This is a genomic window from Arthrobacter sp. BL-252-APC-1A (assembly GCF_009696625.1).
Taxonomy (GTDB): domain Bacteria; phylum Actinomycetota; class Actinomycetes; order Actinomycetales; family Micrococcaceae; genus Arthrobacter_B.
This window is the reverse complement of record NZ_VULS01000003.1, coordinates 493,072-509,867: the sequence shown is the minus strand read 5'-3', so window position 1 is coordinate 509,867 and position 16,796 is coordinate 493,072. Positions and strand designations below refer to the sequence as shown.

At 64.7% G+C, this 16,796-nt stretch carries 17 protein-coding genes; 10 read left to right on the top strand and 7 right to left on the bottom strand.

Features of this window, described 5'->3' with window-relative positions; genetic code table 11:
- A partial coding sequence (locus FYJ28_RS07460; RefSeq protein WP_268234990.1) for an alpha-amylase family glycosyl hydrolase occupies positions 1–272 on the bottom strand: 272 nt, incomplete at its 3' end.
- Between the two features lie 267 nt (positions 273–539).
- Here FYJ28_RS07460 and FYJ28_RS07455 point away from each other — a divergent pair.
- The 3 genes from FYJ28_RS07455 (at position 540) to FYJ28_RS07445 (ending at position 4,447) form a co-directional block, all read left to right on the top strand.
- Positions 540–1,832 carry a sugar ABC transporter substrate-binding protein gene (locus FYJ28_RS07455; protein ID WP_055239893.1) on the top strand — a complete coding sequence of 431 codons (1,293 nt, stop codon included), beginning with the start codon at positions 540–542 and terminating at the stop codon, positions 1,830–1,832.
- 75 nt (positions 1,833–1,907) lie between these two features.
- Positions 1,908–3,515, top strand: a complete 1,608-nt coding sequence (locus tag FYJ28_RS07450) for an ABC transporter permease subunit (protein ID WP_154578790.1) — start codon at positions 1,908–1,910, stop codon at positions 3,513–3,515.
- A complete protein-coding gene (locus FYJ28_RS07445) occupies positions 3,512–4,447 on the top strand; it encodes a sugar ABC transporter permease (protein WP_055239895.1) in 936 nt (311 codons plus the stop codon). The genes FYJ28_RS07450 and FYJ28_RS07445 overlap by 4 nt, the downstream gene beginning before the upstream one ends.
- 19 nt (positions 4,448–4,466) lie before the next feature.
- Here the strand turns inward: FYJ28_RS07445 and FYJ28_RS07440 are convergent, their stop codons facing one another.
- On the bottom strand, positions 4,467–5,444 hold the full coding sequence (locus FYJ28_RS07440) for an aldo/keto reductase (protein WP_055240092.1): 978 nt from the start codon (positions 5,442–5,444) through the stop codon (positions 4,467–4,469).
- A gap of 139 nt (positions 5,445–5,583) precedes the next feature.
- On the opposite strand from FYJ28_RS07440, the gene FYJ28_RS07435 reads away from it, so the two are divergent.
- Positions 5,584–6,498: a CHAD domain-containing protein gene (locus FYJ28_RS07435; RefSeq protein ID WP_154578789.1), complete on the top strand. Its 915-nt coding sequence runs from the start codon at positions 5,584–5,586 to the stop codon at positions 6,496–6,498.
- 32 nt (positions 6,499–6,530) lie between these two features.
- Here FYJ28_RS07435 and FYJ28_RS07430 read toward each other — a convergent pair whose 3' ends face one another.
- Positions 6,531–6,833, bottom strand: a complete 303-nt coding sequence (locus FYJ28_RS07430) for an antibiotic biosynthesis monooxygenase family protein (protein ID WP_055239897.1) — start codon at positions 6,831–6,833, stop codon at positions 6,531–6,533.
- 189 nt (positions 6,834–7,022) lie between these two features.
- Here FYJ28_RS07430 and FYJ28_RS07425 point away from each other — a divergent pair, with 189 nt between their 5' ends.
- The gene (locus FYJ28_RS07425; protein WP_055239898.1) at positions 7,023–8,588 is read left to right on the top strand and encodes an MFS transporter; all 1,566 of its coding nucleotides are present in this window, start codon (positions 7,023–7,025) and stop codon (positions 8,586–8,588) included.
- Here FYJ28_RS07425 and FYJ28_RS07420 read toward each other — a convergent pair.
- Complete coding sequence (locus FYJ28_RS07420) at positions 8,585–9,667, bottom strand: LLM class flavin-dependent oxidoreductase (RefSeq protein ID WP_055239899.1); 1,083 nt, start codon at positions 9,665–9,667, stop codon at positions 8,585–8,587. The genes FYJ28_RS07425 and FYJ28_RS07420 overlap by 4 nt on opposite strands.
- 191 nt (positions 9,668–9,858) lie before the next feature.
- Between FYJ28_RS07420 and FYJ28_RS07415 the strand changes: the two genes are divergently transcribed.
- Positions 9,859–10,935, top strand: coding sequence for a lipid II:glycine glycyltransferase FemX (locus FYJ28_RS07415; RefSeq protein WP_055239900.1), 1,077 nt, complete (start codon positions 9,859–9,861; stop codon positions 10,933–10,935).
- Positions 10,936–11,223: 288 nt separating this feature from the next.
- Entirely contained in the window at positions 11,224–12,810 is a 1,587-nt protein-coding gene (locus tag FYJ28_RS07410; RefSeq protein WP_154578870.1) for a threonine/serine exporter family protein, read from the top strand.
- A gap of 17 nt (positions 12,811–12,827) precedes the next feature.
- Here the strand turns inward: FYJ28_RS07410 and FYJ28_RS07405 are convergent, their stop codons facing one another.
- Together FYJ28_RS07405 and FYJ28_RS07400 are read right to left on the bottom strand one after the other, a co-directional pair.
- Positions 12,828–13,673: a siderophore-interacting protein gene (locus tag FYJ28_RS07405; protein ID WP_055239901.1), complete on the bottom strand. Its 846-nt coding sequence runs from the start codon at positions 13,671–13,673 to the stop codon at positions 12,828–12,830.
- Between the two features lie 33 nt (positions 13,674–13,706).
- On the bottom strand, positions 13,707–14,498 hold the full coding sequence (locus tag FYJ28_RS07400) for a uracil-DNA glycosylase (protein WP_442778578.1): 792 nt from the start codon (positions 14,496–14,498) through the stop codon (positions 13,707–13,709).
- Between the two features lie 167 nt (positions 14,499–14,665).
- Between FYJ28_RS07400 and FYJ28_RS07395 the strand changes: the two genes are divergently transcribed.
- From FYJ28_RS07395 to FYJ28_RS07385, 3 genes are all read left to right on the top strand, one after another.
- On the top strand, positions 14,666–14,974 hold the full coding sequence (locus tag FYJ28_RS07395) for a DUF3263 domain-containing protein (RefSeq protein WP_154578787.1): 309 nt from the start codon (positions 14,666–14,668) through the stop codon (positions 14,972–14,974).
- 37 nt (positions 14,975–15,011) lie between these two features.
- On the top strand, positions 15,012–15,626 hold the full coding sequence (locus tag FYJ28_RS07390; protein WP_082413339.1) for a LytR C-terminal domain-containing protein: 615 nt from the start codon (positions 15,012–15,014) through the stop codon (positions 15,624–15,626).
- Positions 15,627–15,814: 188 nt separating this feature from the next.
- Complete coding sequence (locus tag FYJ28_RS07385) at positions 15,815–16,018, top strand: cold-shock protein (RefSeq protein ID WP_055239904.1); 204 nt, start codon at positions 15,815–15,817, stop codon at positions 16,016–16,018.
- Positions 16,019–16,113: 95 nt separating this feature from the next.
- Here FYJ28_RS07385 and FYJ28_RS07380 read toward each other — a convergent pair whose 3' ends face one another.
- Positions 16,114–16,680, bottom strand: coding sequence for a TM2 domain-containing protein (locus FYJ28_RS07380; RefSeq protein ID WP_154578786.1), 567 nt, complete (start codon positions 16,678–16,680; stop codon positions 16,114–16,116).
- Positions 16,681–16,796 lie beyond the last annotated feature (116 nt).

Genomic DNA, 16,796 nt, shown 5'->3' with positions numbered 1-16,796 from the left:
ACGTCGTAGCCGGCGTCTTTTTGGGGGGAGACGTAGAAGGGGGAGAGCCAGATCGCGTCGATGTCCAGTTCGGCCAGGGTGGGGATTTCGGCGGTGATGCCGGGCAGGTCTCCGATGCCGTCCCCGCGCAGGTCGCGGAAGGAGCGGGGGTAGATCTGGTAGATGACCGAGGAGCGCCACCACTGCCTCTCCCGCTCGGGGGAGGCTTCATGGACCGGTACCAGGGCGGCACCGGGGAGGTCGACGGACGGGACGGCGATAGAGCTCAGCATGCCTTGCATCCTAGAGGAAGGTACGCCCCATCATGCAAACGCTTCCACATTCGGTCAGAATGCGCCTTCATGGAAAACTCCGCGCTCTCGCCTGTTGTTATACCCATTCCAGCAGTACGCGGTTCGGAGCGGGAAAAACTAGCTGTGTGTGACTGGACGCACAGTGCGCACACGCTTACACTTGCGTCCATGCCGTCGTCCGGATCCCGGACAGGCACCAATTACCTCCCCGGCATTCCGGGGCCAGAACACAGAAGAGGTACACCAATGAAGGTGCGCACAACGGGTACGACGGCGTTTGGCCGCCGTACCTTTACTCTCGGTGCGGTGTCGGTCACCGCTGCCCTCGTCCTGAGCGCCTGCGGCGGCGGCTCGGATACCGGTGAAGGGGCGGAATCCAGCGACCTCGCGTCGGCCGGAGCCACCACCCTGACCATGTGGGTGGACGCCGAACGCTCCCCGGCCCTGACTGAGGTCACGGAGAAGTTCAAGGAAGACACCGGCATTGAAGTCAAGCTGGTCACCAAGGACTTCCAGCAGGTGTCCGACGACTTCATTACCCAGGTGCCCACGGGCAAGGGTCCGGACCTGATCGTCGGTCCGCACGACTGGCTGGGCAAGTTCGTGCAGAACGGTGTTGTGGCACCGATCGAACTCGGGGACAAGGCAGGCCAGTTCCAGGAAAGCGCCATCAAGGCCATGACCTATGAGGGCAACACCTACGGCGTGCCCTACTCGATCGAGAACATCGGCCTGCTGCGCAACACCGACCTGGTCAGCGAACCTGCCGCCACCATGGACGAGGTCATTGCCAACGGAAAGGCCGCCGTTGCTGACGGCAAGGCAGAGTTCCCGTTCCTGGTCCAGATGGACCCCAAGCAGGGCGACCCCTACCACCTGTACCCGCTGCAGACCTCCATGGGCGTACCGGTCTTCGGCACCGACGAGACCGGCAGCTACGACGCCTCCAAGCTCGAACTCGGCAACCCCGGCGGCGTTGAATTCGCTGAGAAGCTGGTGGCCTGGGGCGATTCCGGCGAACGCATCTTCAACTCCAGCATTACCCCGGATATCGCCAAGGAGAAGTTCAACGCCGGCGCCTCGCCGTACCTCCTGACCGGACCGTGGAACGTGCCCGACGCCGTTGCGGCCGGCATCAACCTGGCCGTTGACCCGCTGCCCACCGCCGGTGACGCACCGGCACAGCCGTTCGTCGGCGTCAACGGGTTCTTCATCAGCTCCAAGAGCCAGAACGCACTGGCCGCAAACGAATTCGCCCTGAACTACCTCACCACCGAGGCTGTCCAGGACTCAATGTTCGAAGCCGGCGGCCGGCCCCCGGCCCTGACCGCGTCCTTCGACAAGGCCGCTGCCGACCCGATTGTTGCAGCGTTCGGCGAGATCGGCGCCAACGGCGTACCGATGCCCGCCATCCCGGAAATGGAAGCCGTCTGGGCCGACTGGGGCGGCACGCAGCTGGCCCTGATCAAGGGCGAAGCCGACCCGGCCACAGCCTGGCCCGCCATGGTCTCCAACATTGAGTCCAAAATCAGCAAGTAGCGGCACCTAACACGCCGCAGGCGCCAAGTGGCCCGAACGGGTTCGTCCTGTTCGGGCCACTTGTAGGAGAACTTCATGGCAGTTTCAACGGACGCACCCGTCCGCCCCCTCAAACCCGCCCCCGCCAAAACGCGGCGCCGGAGTCCTGACTCGCTGGCCGGAACGCTGGCGAAGATCGTACTGCTTGGCCTGGTGGACGCCTTCGCGGTCTACGTCCTTATGGCACTGTTCCTGAACGAACAGTGGCTGGTGTTCGGCGTGGCCGCGGCAGTCACTGTGATCATCAACTGGATCTATCTGCGCCGCGGCGGACTGCCGGCCAAGTACCTCGCCCCTGGTGTCCTCTTCCTGCTGGTCTTCCAGGTTTTTGTGGTGGTCTACAGCGGCTACGTCGCCTTCACCAACTACGGTGACGGGCACAACAGCACCAAGGAAGATGCCGTCGCAGCGATTCAGCTGACGGCCCAGCAGCGGGTCCCGGACTCACCGGCGTATGCCGTTTCGGTCGTTGAACAGGGGGATGAGCTGTTCCTGCTGGTCACGGATCCCGACGGCGCCGTGCAGCTGGGCGGCGCGGATCAGCCCCTCGAAGAAGTTGCCGGAGCGCAGATGGGCGGGGCCGGCAAAGCGACCGGCGCCGAGGGTTATGAAACCCTCGCCTTCAACGACCTGCTGAACCGGCAGTCGGAAATCCTGGAACTCAAGGTTCCGTTCTCCGAGGACCTCGACGACGGCACGCTTCAGACTGCCGACGGCTCCAATGCCTACGTCTACAAGCCGGTCCTGGTGTATGACGAGGCCGCCGACACCTTCACCAACACTGAGACCGGGACTGTCTACCGCGACGGCGGGGAGGGATCCTTCGTCTCCGACGCGGGGGAGCGGCTGGCCACCGGCTGGAAGATTAACGTCGGCTTCGAGAACTTCGAACGGGCGGTCACCGACCCGGAGCTCCGCGGCCCCCTGATGAGCGTAATCGGCTGGACGTTCACCTTCGCCGTTGCCTCCGTGGCACTGTGCTTCGGATTGGGACTGTTCCTGGCCATCACGTTCAACCACCCCACGCTCCGCGGCAAGAAGATCTACCGTGTGCTGATGATCATGCCCTACGCGTTCCCGGCTTTCCTGGCCGGGCTCGTCTGGTCCGGCATGCTCAACCAGGAGTTTGGCTTCATCAACGGCACCTTCTTCGGAGGTGCTTCCATCCCCTGGCTGAACGATCCCTGGCTGGCCAAGGCCAGCGTGCTGCTGGTGAACACCTGGCTTGGCTTCCCCTATATGTTCCTGGTCTGTACCGGCGCGCTGCAGTCGCTGCCGGAAGAGGTCAATGAGGCCGCCAGGATGGACGGCGCCGGAGCCTGGCGGATCTTCAAGTCCATCAAGCTGCCGCTGCTGCTGGTCTCCACCGCTCCGCTGCTGATCTCAACGTTTGCGTTCAACTTCAACAATTTCAACGTGATCTTTATGCTCACCGGCGGCGGACCGCGCTTCCCGGGGACCAGCCAGGACATCGGTGCCACCGACCTGCTGATCACGGTGGTCTACAAGGTTGCCTTCGGCCAGGGCACCGGGCGTGACTACGGGCTGGCCAGTGCGCTGGCAATCCTGATCTTCATCATTGTGGCCGTTATCTCCGCTGTCAGCTTCAGGCAGACCAAGTCGCTGGAAGAAGTAAATTCATGAGTACCTCCACCGCCCTTCCTCCCCGCCCGGATGCCCCGGCGGTGCCTGCCGCACCGGCAGCCCGGCCGTCCCGCCGCAGGTTCGGTGCCTGGTTCAAGGACACCGGGTGGAGGCACCTGGTTGGTCTGGTGATGACCGCCTTCGCGCTGCTGCCGCTGGCCTACGTCCTCTCCGCCGCGCTGAGCCCCACCGGTACCCTGGTGGCTTCATCCGGTCTGTTCCGCGACATCGGGTTTGCGAACTTCCAGGCACTGTTTACCGACCCGCAGAAGCCGTTTGGCCGCTGGTTCCTGAACACACTGGTGATCGGGCTGATCACCAGTGCCGCCACTGTTTTCCTCGGAGCGCTTGCCGCCTACTGTTTTTCACGGATGCGTTTCACCGGCAGGCGCATGGGCCTGCTGAGCCTGCTGCTGCTGCAGATGTTCCCTCAGATGCTCGGGGTTGTAGCCATCTTCCTGCTGCTCTCCGGCATTTCTGATGTGGTTCCGTGGCTGGGGCTGGGCAGCCAGATCGGCCTGATCATGGTGTACCTGGGCGGAGCGCTGGGCGTAAACACCTACCTGATGTACGGCTTCTTCAACACGGTTCCCAAAACCCTGGACGAAGCCGCGCGGATCGATGGTGCCGGCCATTTCCAGATTTTCTTCACCATCATCCTTCGGCTGGTCACCCCCATCCTGGCGATTGTTGGCCTGCTGACCTTCATCACCACCACGGGGGAGTTCATGATCGCCTCGATTGTGCTGAACGATCCCGACAGCCAGACCCTCGCCGTCGGGCTCTACTCCTTTGTTGGGGATAACCAGTCCCGCACCTGGGGAGTCTTCTCCGCCGGTGCCGTGCTCGCCGCCGTGCCTGTGATGGCACTGTTCCTGTTCCTGCAGCGCTACATCGCTTCGGGCCTGGTTGCGGGGGCCGTGAAGGGGTAGTCGCAGCGCTGCGGGGAGCCTAGAAGCCCACGACGCCGTGGGGGACATAGTGCTCGGACAGCAGGGCCAGGTCCTCGGCAGTGAGCTCCAGATCCAGGGCGGCGACGTCGTCGTCCAGCTGTGCCAGGCTGGTGACGCCGATCAGGGGTGCCGTGACCACCGGGTGCCCGAGCACCCAGGCCAGTGCAACCTGCGCCCGTGACACCCCATGGGCGTCTGCAACCGTGCCGACTGCGTCCGAAATCCTGCGGTCGGTTTCCTCGTGTGCCCCGTACATGGCATCGGCCAGGGCATCGTGTCCGCGGCGCCGGCTCTCGACATGCCAGGGCCGGGCAAGCCGCCCCCGGGCCAAGGGACAGTAAGCCAGCACACCGATGCCCTCGTCGAGGCAGAGCGGGTACATTTCCCGTTCCTCCTCGCGGTAAATGAGGTTGTAATGGTCCTGCATGGTGACGAAACCGGTCCAGCCGTTCTGCCGCTGCAGGTGCACAGCCTTGGCCAGCTGCCAGGCGTAGGTGGTGGATGCACCCAGGTACCGGACCTTCCCGTCCTGCACCAGCTGGTCCAGGGTGGAAAGGGTCTCCTCCAGTGGTGTAGATCCGTCCCAGCGGTGGATTTGGTACAGATCGATGTAGTCCGTTCCCAGCCGCCGCAATGACTCTTCGACCTGCCAGAGGATGTGCTTGCGGGAGAGTCCCCAGCCGTTGGGTCCGGGCGCCATTTCTCCGTGTGCCTTGGTTGCAATCACAACTTCCTCCCGGCGGGCGTACTCCCGCAGGGCCTGGCCCAGGATCCTTTCGCTGTCTCCGGCGGAGTAGACGTTCGCAGTGTCGAACAGATTGATTCCCAGCTCCAGGCCACGGCGGATGAGGTTCATGGATTCTTCCTCGCGCAGGGTCCAGGCATGGGTGCCGCGGTTGGGGTCTCCGAAACCCAGGCAACCCAGCCCGATGGCTGAAACGGTGGCCCCGGAACGGCCAAGCTTTACGTAGCGCATCGGGTTCATGGGCCTGGCCTCCAGAACGTTCGGCGGCGGTATTCCAGCCGTGGGGCCGGTAAAGCCGATGCTACGGCGGCCCCGGTCTCCGGGTACAGGGGTCTAGCCCGGCTCGGGCCTCCCGGACCTATACTGGGCCATGGCTTCCGCTACCGACCTCCCGGCCGCTGATACACGTGCACTGACTGGAACAGCGGGCGGGGTCCTGATGGCCTACCTGCAGGCGCAATACGCGGAAATGCTCAGCCAGGAGCAGCGGCTGCGGACAGAGGAGCCGGAGGCCGTGCACAAAATGCGTGTCAGTACCCGCAGGATGCGCTCGGTACTCGCCAGCTACCGCAAAATGCTGCACCCGGAGTCGGCAAACGGCATTCGGGATGAACTCAAATGGTTGTCCCAGCTCCTCGGTGCCGCACGCGATGCCCAGGTAATGCGCCACCGCCTGCAGGAACTCCTCGCTGCGCAGCCGGAGTTCCTGGTCAAGGGGCCGGTTTCGGTGAGGATTGACGAGGAGCTGCTCGGAGACTATTCCGCTGCGCTCGCTGCCATCCGCCGGGGACTCGACTCCCCGCGCTACGCCGCGCTGGTGCGGGACCTGGGTGTGCTCGTGGCCGCTCCCCAGCTGACCGGCCGCGCCGAACGGCCCGCAGCCAAAGCGGGGAAGAAACTGGTTCGGAAGGACCTGCGGCGGCTGAAAAACCGCGTTCGTGCCGCCAAACAGGAAACCGGGGGCGCAGCACGGTCAGAGCTCCTCCACGAGGCACGCAAGGATGCCAAGAGACTTCGCTACGCAGCAGAAGCGTTCGTGCCCGTTGGCGGCAAAGCTGCCGAATCAATGGTGGAAGCGGCCGAAGGCATCCAGAAGGTGCTGGGAGAGCACCAGGACAGTGTGGTCACCCAGGACCTGCTGCTCCGTCTGAGCCGGCGTCCAGGCCGGGGAGGCGGCGGCTTTACCTACGGACGGCTGCACGCCGTGGAGGAGCAGCGGCTGAAGGCAGCGGAAAAGCGTTTTCGCCGCCTGTGGAAGGGCTTTGCCGGAGCGCACGGCTGGTAGCCGGCGCCCCGGGTGGCAGTCCTGCTCCAGTCTTAGGCAGCGGTGTCCTTGATAACGGTGTAGGAAGCGACGGCGTTGGGTGCCTGCATGCCCGGGGCCTGGTCATCGGAGTGGGATGCCTTGAACGAGTCAGACTTCAGCCAGGCCAGGAAGCTCTCCTTGGAATCAAATTCCATGGTGGAGAGGTAAGTGTTGGAGGAACCTTCGGGACGCATCAGCGTGCTGCGTCCGAGCCCTGGAACTCCCTCAAGATGCGCCATGCTGTCGATGAAGGCCTTTTCAAAGGCTTCCGCGGTATCCGGCGTGATTTCCAGGGTATTGACTACCACATACATGTTTGGGGCATCCTTTCAGGAACACTGGTGCCTTGGGCAACCAATTTTGGTGACACGCTGTCAGGATACTCCCTTCGCGCCTTCGCTCTGGACGCCGCAGACCGCCGCAACCTACTCTGCCAGTGAGCGCTCGCGCCGGTTTGGGGCACCATCCCGGCAGCGCAGCGCCGCCACTGACGGAGGAATCCGATGGAATCTCCCTGGGCGCCGCTTCGCAGTAAATGGTTCCTGGTCCTCTGGCTGGCGCAGCTGGGCTCCAACATTGGCAGCTGGATGCAGACGGTGGGAGCACAGTGGTTCCTGGTGGAGACCGGCGCCAGCCCGGTCCTGGTGTCCTTGGTGCAGTCTGCGTCCCTGGCGCCGGCTCTCCTGCTTGGGCTGGTCGCCGGTGTGCTGGCTGATGCCTTCAACCGCCGCCGCCTGATCCTGGGGAGCAACCTGTTCGCTGCCGGTGCCGGCTGCCTGCTGACGGGAATCGCGGCACTGGGGCTGCTGGGGCCCGATTCCCTGCTCCTCTACACATTCCTCATCGGCTGCGGCGTAGCCCTGAGTTCGCCGGCCTGGCAGGCGGTCACCCCGTCGCTGGTGCCCCGCGAGCAGATCCGTTCTGCCTCCGCTCTGGGGTCCGTAGCGGTAAACACCGCACGGGCAATCGGGCCCGCCCTGGGTGGCCTGCTGGTCTCGGTGGCCGGCCCTGCTTTTGTGTTCGGCGTCAACGCCGTGTCCTTTATTGGTACGGCTCTGGCGGTGTTCCTCTGGCGCAGCGCACCCCAGAGTCCTGAAGACCGTGAACATTTTGGCGAGGCCATGGGTGCGGGGGTGCGGTACATCCGGGCAGCTCCGCGCATCCGGCGGATCCTGCTGCGGTGCATCCTCTTTATGGTTCCGGCCAGCGCGCTCTATGCGCTCCTGCCCGTTGCCGTAAACGGGCACCTGGGCCTGGGGTCCTCCGGATACGGTCTGCTGCTGGCAGCACTTGGAAGCGGGGCAATCCTGGGTGTGGTGCTGCTTTCAAGGACCCGCGCACTGCTCAATGACACAGCGCTGCTGGGTGCGTCCGCGGCGGTGTTTGCCGCCGCGGTCTTCTCCGCGGGGTACCTTCCGCCCCTGCCGCTGGGCCTGTTGCTGGTGCTGGCGGGCATGGCGTGGATCAACACGCTCTCCACCCTGAACAGTGCCATGCAGCTAACGCTGCCCGAATGGGTCCGTGCACGGGGACTCTCGGTCTACCTGATGGTGCTCACCGGCACCCAGGCTCTTGGGTCGGTACTTTGGGGCTCGCTGGCCACCGCCTACGGTTACGCCCCCGTACTGGCGGCCTCCGCCGTCGTGCTCCTGCTCGTTGCGCTCAGCGTCCTGCCGCTTCCCCTGCTTCCCGGAACCGGGAAACTGGACCGCAGCGTTCCGGAACCGGACCTCGGCCTGGAAGTCGAGGCGGAGCCCAACCCCGGGGACGGGCCCGTGACCATCCTGGTGGCCTACGAACTTGAGCCCGGCAAAGCATCCGAGTTTGTGGAGTCGATGCGCGAGGTCCGGCTTTCCCGGCTGCGCACCGGTGCGACGACGTGGGAGCTGGTCCACTCTGTCACGGACTCCCGCCAGTTCAGGGAGATCTACGACGTCCCAACCTGGCGGGAGTACATGCGCCAGGAACACCAGCGCCTCACCGGTGCGGACCGGCAGAACATTGAACACGCAGCGTCCCTCGCGGAGGAGGAACCGCGCACGCGCTGGTTCCTCCCCACCTCGGTCTAGTCCTCGGCCTCCGCCAGTGCTGCCCGGACCCTTGGGGCCACTTCGGTGCCGTACAGCTCGATGCACTTCATAAGGTTGGCGTGCGGCAGGGTGCCCAGGCTGTACTTCAGGTCGAACCGGGACAGCTCCAGTGTTCGTGCCGTGCGCGTGATCTTGTCCGCAACCGTTTCCGGGGAGCCGATGAACAGGGCTCCGTCCGGTCCGGCACCGGCCTCGTACTCGGCCCGTGTGACAGGGGGCCAGCCCCGTTCGCGGCCGATCCGGTTCTGCATCTGGGCGTAGTGCGGCCAGGCTTCGTCGAGGGCCTGTTCGTCAGTAGCGGCGATGTAACCGGGGGAATGCGCTCCGATCGGCAGGGACGGCTTGCCGAATTCCTTCAGCGCCCGCTTGTACAGCGATACGAAAGGCGTGAAGCGCGCGGGTTCCCCTCCGATAATCGCCAGCATCAGCGGCAGCTCATAGTGCGCCGCGCGCACCACTGACTGCGGGGTACCGCCCACTGCTATCCAGGTGGGGATTCGTCCGTGCCCGGTCTGCGGGTACACCTGCACGCCGCGCATCGGAGGGCGGATGCTGCCTTCCCACGTGACCGGCTCTTCGCCCAGCAGGCGGGTGAAAAGATCAAGTTTCTCTTCGAACAGCACCTCGTAGTCCGCTAGGTCAAAGCCGAACAGCGGGAAGGATTCGGTGAAGGAGCCGCGGCCCAGGATTACTTCGGCCCGGCCGCTGGACACGGCGTCCAGGGTGGCGAAGCGCTCGTAGACCCTGATGGGGTCATCGGAGGAAAGCACGGTCACGGCGGAGCCGAGCCGGATGCGGCTGGTCTGTCCGGCAATTGCCGCAAGGACGGTTTCAGGCGAGGTCACCGCGAAGTCGTCGCGGTGGTGCTCTCCGATTCCGATGAAGTCCAGGCCCACGGAGTCGGCCAGCACGGCTTCAGCCACCACATTGCGGATCACTTCATGCATGGGCAGCTTCGCTCCGTCCGCCGCCTGCGTCACGTCTCCGAACGTGTCCAGTCCCAGTTCAATCTGCTGTGCCACTACCGCCGCCTTGTCGTCGTAAATATGCGTATGCATCTATTGTTGCGCACAACCGCCGCAGTGGCCGGGCTATTCCCGTGCCCGGCCGGGCGGCGTCCGTCCGGCGCGCCGGGGATCGGCCGTGCAGGGTGCCCCCCGCCCGGCAGATAGACTTGGAACGGCCCGGAGCCGGTGCTCCGTGCGGGGGCGGAAGAACGATCCACCAACCGAGGACTAGTTGAGGAATTTTGCGAGACTTTAGTGCACGCCTGGCCACCGCCGAGGAGATTGCGGACTGGGACAAGCTGGTTCAGTCCAACCCAAACGGCGGCAACGTCCTGCAATCAGCCGCTTACGCCGAGGTCAAGTCACACCACGGCTGGAACCCTATCCACGTTGTGTTCAGCTGCCCGGAATACACCTCCTACAACCTGGTCATCGAGAAGAAGGTTCCCGTCCTGGGCAGCCTCTGGTACCTCATCAAGGGCCCTGATGCAGCTGCTCCAGAGGACGTGCCGGCCATGGCCCGGGCGCTGGGCCGGTTCATCAAGGAAACCCGCCGCCGCGTCTTCGCGCTGAAAGTGGAGCCGGACATTATTGACGGTGACGACATCCGGGAGCTCTTCTCTTCCGCCGGCTTCGTCAAGACGTTCAACCTGCAGCCGAACGACTCCACCGCTCTGCTGGACACCACCCCGGACACCGAGCAGATCCTCAAGAACATCTCCTCCCGCGCCCGCAATGCGGTCCGCCGCGCCATCCGTGAAGGCGCCGACGTGCGCCGCGTGGAGCCCACCGAGGAAAACATGCGGGCCATGTACAAGCTGATGAGCCACATCGAGGACCGCTCCGATGCCCGGATGCGCTCCTACGAGTACTACCACCGGTTCTGGTCCAACTTCGTGGCCGCCGGACAGGGCCGCTTCTACTTTGCGTTCGACGAAGACGGCGAACCCACCGTTGGTGCCTTCGTCATCGCCTATGGGAAAAAGGGAACTTACAAGGACGGCGGGTCCAAGCCGCGCCGCAAGCAGTACGGTGATTCCCACCTTGTGCAGTGGACCGCGCTCACGGAACTCAAGGAAGACTTCGGAATTGAGGAATACGATTTCTGCGGCACTCCGCCCAGCAGCGAGCTGAAGAACAAGGAACACCCGCACCACGGGCTGGGACTGTTCAAGACGAGTTTCTCCAAGACCGTCACGGACTTTGCCGGGTGCTGGGACCTGGTGCTGGACCCGCTCCGGTACCGGATCTGGAACACCATCGGGGAACGGGTGACGCGCCAGATTTACTGGCGTCGCCACCACCAGCCGTTCTACTAAACCGCATTCACCAGGAGGGAAGCAGGGGTGGACACCGTGGATAACGACGACGACCGCCGCAAGCCTGCGCCCGCGAACGATCCGGTCGTGGGGTTGATTCCCATCATCAAGGTGCCCGAGCGCCGCGAGGGGGAGAAATCCAGGAGGCCGCCGGCAGCTGCACCGGGTGCCCCGGTGGAGGGGCCAGGCGCCAAGACGCCCGCAGCAGGCCTGCCCGCGGTGCCCGGAACCGGCGGAATCCGCAGCACTAAGCCGAAGCCCCCGCCTGCCACTTCCTCGGTTCCCAGGATGCCGAAGGGTTCCTCCAAAGCCGCTGCGGCACGCAAGGCTGGTGAGGCCAGGGCCGGCGACCCCAAAGCAGGGCGTCCTGCCGGCACTGTGCCGCGGACCGGTAAGCCCAGGGCCCGCAAGACGACCCCCCGCCAGCACAGTCCCTCGGCCGCGCAGCGGACGGATTCATCCTCCGCTGCAGCCCGGCGCGTTCTCCGCAGGCTGGTGCAGGGCGAGACTCCGCCCACGCAGGCCATGTCCATCGTGGAGCGGCTTGCCGGCAGTCCGTACGCCAACCCGCGGGTACGCTCCGGCGGCCCGGACGCCAGTGCCCGAAAGACCCTGGACCTGGCACTGGGCATGGCGGAGACCATGTTCCGTTACGGGGCGGGTGCCCTTGAAGTGGAAACCGCGATGATCGCCGTCACGGCCGCATACGGCCTGGAGAGCATCGAGGTGGACATCACCAATCAGTCCGTCCTGCTCAACTATTCGCCCAAGGACCAGACACCCATCACCGTGATGCGTGTGGTGCGTTCCTGGACCAACAACTACGCCGGGCTGGCGCTGGTCCATCGTCTGGTGACGGACATCGTGGACGGTAATGTCACCCGTGCGGAGGCATCGCAGCAGCTAAACGCGATTGTCCACAAGCCCAAGCCCTTCCCCCGGTGGGCCGTTACGGCCTCAGCCGGGCTCTTCTCTGCAGCCATCGTCGCGTTCATTGGCGGCGGGCCACTCGGTTCGCTTGTTGGCTTCGTCAGTACGATCCTGGTGAGCCTGCTCCAGCGGGTTCTAGGCCGCTGGCGCGTTCCGGATTTCTTCACTACGGCGGCGAGCGGGTTCCTGGTAACCGCGGTCGCCATGCTGTTCTGGTGGCTGGATGCCACTGACGTGGCCGACGTCGATATGGCGCCTGGAATCGTCGTAGCGGGCGGAATCCTGCTGCTGCTTCCCACGGGTCGTCTGGTTTCCGCGGTGCAGGATGCCATCAACGGCTTCCCTGTCACTGCCGCGGGCCGTTTCCTCTCCGCCTTCCTGACCTTCGGCGCGATTGTGGCGGGCATCGCCGTCGCGCTGGTCGCTGGAGCCCTGGCCGGGATGCCGCGCCTGGAAGTGACCGAGGTGGCTTCCTCCCAGTACCCGTTTGCCGTGACCGTCCTCGCACTGGCCGTTGCCCTGGCTACGATCAGCATCACCGAACAGTCGCCGGCGAACCTGGTGCTGCCAACAGTGCTCATTGGAGCGGGCGGGTTCCTGGTGTCCGTCGCCTCCGAAGCGGTCGGAATCGGGCCCCGGCTGACTCCGGCGATCGCCGCGATCGTGATCGGCATGGCCTCACGCATCGTGGCGCTTCGAATGGGGGCCCCGCAGCTGGTAATCGCCGTCCCGGCGATTCTGTTCCTGTTCCCCGGACTAAGCATCTTCCGCTCGATGTACGGGCTGAGCATTGGACTCGAGGACATTTCTAACGGGGTGATTGGCCTCTTCAACGCACTGACCGTGATCCTTGCGATTGCGGGGGGAGTGGTCTTCGGCGACAACCTGGCCCGGCCGCTGACCCGGAACCTGAACGGCAACGACCGCCGTAACCGACGCCGCTAGCGCAGGGGTGCGCGGGCTTAGAGGATCTTGCCGATGGGGGTGCGCTTCTCTGCCTGGAAGGTGTCTTCCGTGCGGCCGTCGGCCCAGTAACCGGAGAGCGAGACCCGGCTGCGGTCAAGCTTATGCCGGTTGAAGAATATGTCCCGCAGCCCCTTCATCGCCTCACGCTCGCCGTGGGCAAACACCTGCACATCGCCCGGATGCCAGGGCAGGGCGTCGACGGCGGCGATCAGCAGGTTACCGGTGGGCTTGGCGCCGCCGCGGTACAGCCAAGTGACTACTACACCGGCGGGGGCGGTTAGCGGGAGCTCATCAGCGGGACCGTCAACTTCAATAAATGCGTGTCCGACGGCGCCTTGGGGCAGGGCTTCAAGAGCAGCGGCAGTGGCCGGCAGGGCTGATTCGTCTGCTGCGAACAGGTACCAGTCCGCTTCGGGATCCGGTGCGAAACCGCCTCCCGGTCCGCCGAACGTCAGGACGTCTCCCGGCTGGGCGTTCTCGGCCCATGGGCCGGCAAGGCCTGCGTCTCCGTGCACTACGAAGTCCATTGCCAGTTCCCGCCGGGCCATGTCCACCCAGCGGACGGTGTAGGTGCGCGAGACAGGCCAGTCCTCACGTGGTGTCTGCTCCCTCAGCGTCTCCAATGAGACGGACCCGTCCAGCGGGCGGCCGTCGCGGCCAAACCAGATCTTGCAGTACGCGTCGGTGCTCTCACTCGGAGTGAAAGTATCGAAGCCAGCGCCCCCGGCAACGATGCGCACCAGATGCGGCGAGAGCTGCTCGCGGCGCAGCACAGTCATGGTGTGGGTTGGCCGTGCACGCCGGGCCGGAGCCGGAACGCGGGTGGCAGGGGCATCAGGCATTGCTGTGTCTCTCCTTGACTTGCGGTAGTTCCTCTACCGTACCCCGGGCAGTCTCCAGTCAATTGGTGAAGCTCCCTGCTCCCGCAGCAGGGCGTTAACCCTGCTGAACGGACGTGAGCCGAAGAATCCCCTGGACGCGGAGAGCGGACTGGGATGCGCGGACTCGATCCGTGCCGTCGTGCCAAGCAGCGGTGACAGCGCCTGGGCCTGGCGTCCCCACAGAACAGCTACGAGCGGTGCAGGCGACCCGTCCGCGCGCCGGCGTGCGGCAAGGGTGCGGACAGCAAGTTCCGTGATGGGTTCCCAGCCCAGGTTCCGGTGGGAGTTTGCCTGCCCGGCGTCCACGCTCAGGGCACGGTTGAGCAGGAGGACACCTTGGTCTGCCCAGGCGCTGAGATCACCGTGCGCCGCAGGCTCTATCCCAAGGTCGTCCTTCAGCTCCCTGTATATGTTCACGAGGGAACGCGGCAGCGGCCGTACCGTGGGGGCGACGGAAAAGCTGAGCCCGACGGCATGTCCGGGTGTGGGATAGGGGTCCTGGCCAATGATGAGGACCTTGACCCGTTCCGCCGGGAGGGCAAAAGCACGCAGGATGCTCTCAGGCGGCGGGAGGATGTGCGTTCCACTCCTGCGGCGGCGCTCAAGTTCATCACCGATGCTGTGGAGCCGGGCAGCCTCGGGAGCCAGTGCCTCTGCCCAGTCCGGGGCCATGAGGTCCGCCAGGGAGCTGCCGGTTGTGAACGGGACGGGAGTCTCCGGTGCGTTCGCGGCGGCAGAAGCGGCGGCGTCGAGGTCAAAGAGGGTGGGTTCAGGACTGCTGTTCACCCTTCCAGTCTTGGGCATAGCGGGCCAGGATCCCAGCCGGAGTGCGGCAGCGCTTGAATGACAACGGTGTTATTCCGGTTTACGATTACAGGTGGAAGCACACTCTTTACCCAGGCCATGCCCTTTTGCGCCTGTGTCCGGGTACAGCAGGAAACGGGGACCATAGATTGGCAGGATCAGCCGAAGCCGCGGCGTTTTCACTCGACGGTGCGGTCGATCCCCAGAGTCCCCTCAGCGAACGGGACCAGCAAATGCTCGCCCTTGAGCGCTCGTGGTGGAAGTACTCCGGTGCAAAAGAGCAGGCCATCCGCGACTTGTTTGGCATGTCGGCCACGAGTTACTACCAGGTCCTTAACGCCCTGATCGACACCGAGGAAGCACTGGCGCACGATCCCATGCTGGTAAAACGCCTGCGTAGACTGCGTACTACACGCCAGCTCGCGCGTACCGCCCGCCGCATGGGCACGGACGCCTAGGGCAATTCCCCTTATACCAAGGACAGACAACGCAGCCATGAGCCAATACCCCAGGGATGAGTTCGATAAGGTCCCGGAGACCTCGACCCGCCAAGGCGTTCACCGTGAGCGGTTGATTCCGGCGCGCTCCAGCGGTGTTGGCCTCATCATTACCGTGGGTGTCCTTGCCCTCCTCGTGGGTCTTGCCGCGTACTTCGTCCTTCCAAGGCTCGGCATCGGCGCAGACAGCAGTGCCAGTCCCGGGGTGTCCGAGTCGACTAATCCCGCTGCGGAAGAATCCCAGGAGCCGCAGGAGTCTCCGAGCCCCAGTGTTTCGCCCTCTCCTGCAGAGACCCCAACCCCGACTCCCACTCCCACTCCGACCCCGGAGGCCGTGCCGGCGGATAAGACGCAGCCTGTTGTTGTGCTGAACGCCAGCGGCATTTCCGGCCTCGGTGCCGGGATCTCCGGCCGGATCGGTGCTGACGGGTGGACCACTGCCCAGGTGGGCAACTGGGCAGGCGCGCCGCTCCAGACATCCGTCATCTTCTACAACGGTGAAGCGCAGCGGGTCAATGCTGAGGAGCTCTCGGCACTACTGGGCATTCCGACAATTACGGACTCTCCCGAGTTCTCCTTCGTCACCGTTGTGGCGGGACCGGGCTTCCAGTGAACCTCCGCGCACGGACCATTAGTTAAGACTCAATAACTATCCTCTTTTCCCCGGGGTGCGCCGTTCTACGCGTGGTTAGAGTAAGGGCCAGCCGTTTCGGGACGGCAGGTAAACCACCTTGCCGTTCCGGTTCGGCTGCTGCCGTGGAACACCATCGCGGGAGTGGAGCCGAAAAGGGGAGAAAGAGAATGGCGCAGGGGATCGTCAAATGGTTCAACGGAGAAAAGGGCTACGGCTTCATCACTGTTGACGAGGCCAAAACCGACGTATTTGTCCACTGGTCTGCAATCCAGTCCGCCGGTTACCGGACGCTGGAAGAAGGACAGAGGGTGGAATTCGAGATAGGTGAAGGCCAGAAGGGGCCGCAGGCCGAGGACGTCCGGACGGTCTAATCACTAACCAGCACGTCCTGCCCGAAAACGCGGTGAGCCGGTGTCCCTGAGGGGCATCGGCTCACTCGTCTTCGGAAGCGCTTGGGATCCGGCGCTTACTCCCGGAGGGGAACCCCGCGGGAGTCAGTCCGGAAGGACTGGGCCCCGGCGAGAATCATGATTCCTTCGACGAAACCCCAGATGGCACCGAAGCCGAAGGTGAAGAAGGTGACAAGGAGCTGCACGACTCCCAGCGTGGTGTACCCGAGGTAAAAGCGGTGTATCCCCAGCCCGCCGAGGAAGATCCCCAGCAAGCCGGCCGCAAGCCGGGACTTGGGTTCGGGGAAGCCGTAGTACGGTCCGGCGGCGCCCTGTGGATATCCCTGCGGGTAGGCGCCGGGCGGAGGGACCTGCTGATAGGGCCCGGGGGCCTGGGATTGGTGGTACCCCTGCGGGGGCTGCTGGTATCCGTGCGGAGCCTGCTGGTATCCCGGCTGCGGTGCCTGCTGATACCCCTGTGGTGCTTCCTGGTAGCCGGGCTGCTGCGGATCGTACTCCCCCGGGGGTTTGCCGTATGGAGGCGGCGGGGGAGTGGCACTGGCGCCGTGCGCCTGGGGTGCAGGGGTATGTTCTCCGCCGTTTTGCTCGGCAGAAGAATCGTTCGGGGGCTGGTCGGTCGCCATGGCCTGCTCCTGGAGTTTGTCGTTAAGCCACTGCCTGCAATCGGAGCAGGGGGCACAACCTCCAATCTACGCTTGCGGCGCGGGCTGCGGGGGTATGACCCGGCGGTTTCTCCGCG

What these genes read in the sequence shown, in the direction of transcription:
- FYJ28_RS07455 (WP_055239893.1), top strand. Translation starts at nt 540, where the DNA reads ATGAAGGTGCGCACAACGGGTACGACGGCGTTTGGCCGCCGTACCTTT.
- FYJ28_RS07450 (WP_154578790.1), top strand. Translation starts at nt 1,908, where the DNA reads ATGGCAGTTTCAACGGACGCACCCGTCCGCCCCCTCAAACCCGCCCCC.
- FYJ28_RS07445 (WP_055239895.1), top strand. Translation starts at nt 3,512, where the DNA reads ATGAGTACCTCCACCGCCCTTCCTCCCCGCCCGGATGCCCCGGCGGTG.
- FYJ28_RS07440 (WP_055240092.1), bottom strand. Translation starts at nt 5,444, where the DNA reads ATGCGCTACGTAAAGCTTGGCCGTTCCGGGGCCACCGTTTCAGCCATC.
- FYJ28_RS07435 (WP_154578789.1), top strand. Translation starts at nt 5,584, where the DNA reads ATGGCTTCCGCTACCGACCTCCCGGCCGCTGATACACGTGCACTGACT.
- FYJ28_RS07430 (WP_055239897.1), bottom strand. Translation starts at nt 6,833, where the DNA reads ATGTATGTGGTAGTCAATACCCTGGAAATCACGCCGGATACCGCGGAA.
- FYJ28_RS07425 (WP_055239898.1), top strand. Translation starts at nt 7,023, where the DNA reads ATGGAATCTCCCTGGGCGCCGCTTCGCAGTAAATGGTTCCTGGTCCTC.
- FYJ28_RS07420 (WP_055239899.1), bottom strand. Translation starts at nt 9,667, where the DNA reads ATGCATACGCATATTTACGACGACAAGGCGGCGGTAGTGGCACAGCAG.
- FYJ28_RS07410 (WP_154578870.1), top strand. Translation starts at nt 11,224, where the DNA reads ATGCCGAAGGGTTCCTCCAAAGCCGCTGCGGCACGCAAGGCTGGTGAG.
- FYJ28_RS07405 (WP_055239901.1), bottom strand. Translation starts at nt 13,673, where the DNA reads ATGCCTGATGCCCCTGCCACCCGCGTTCCGGCTCCGGCCCGGCGTGCA.
- FYJ28_RS07390 (WP_082413339.1), top strand. Translation starts at nt 15,012, where the DNA reads ATGAGCCAATACCCCAGGGATGAGTTCGATAAGGTCCCGGAGACCTCG.
- FYJ28_RS07385 (WP_055239904.1), top strand. Translation starts at nt 15,815, where the DNA reads ATGGCGCAGGGGATCGTCAAATGGTTCAACGGAGAAAAGGGCTACGGC.
- FYJ28_RS07380 (WP_154578786.1), bottom strand. Translation starts at nt 16,680, where the DNA reads ATGGCGACCGACCAGCCCCCGAACGATTCTTCTGCCGAGCAAAACGGC.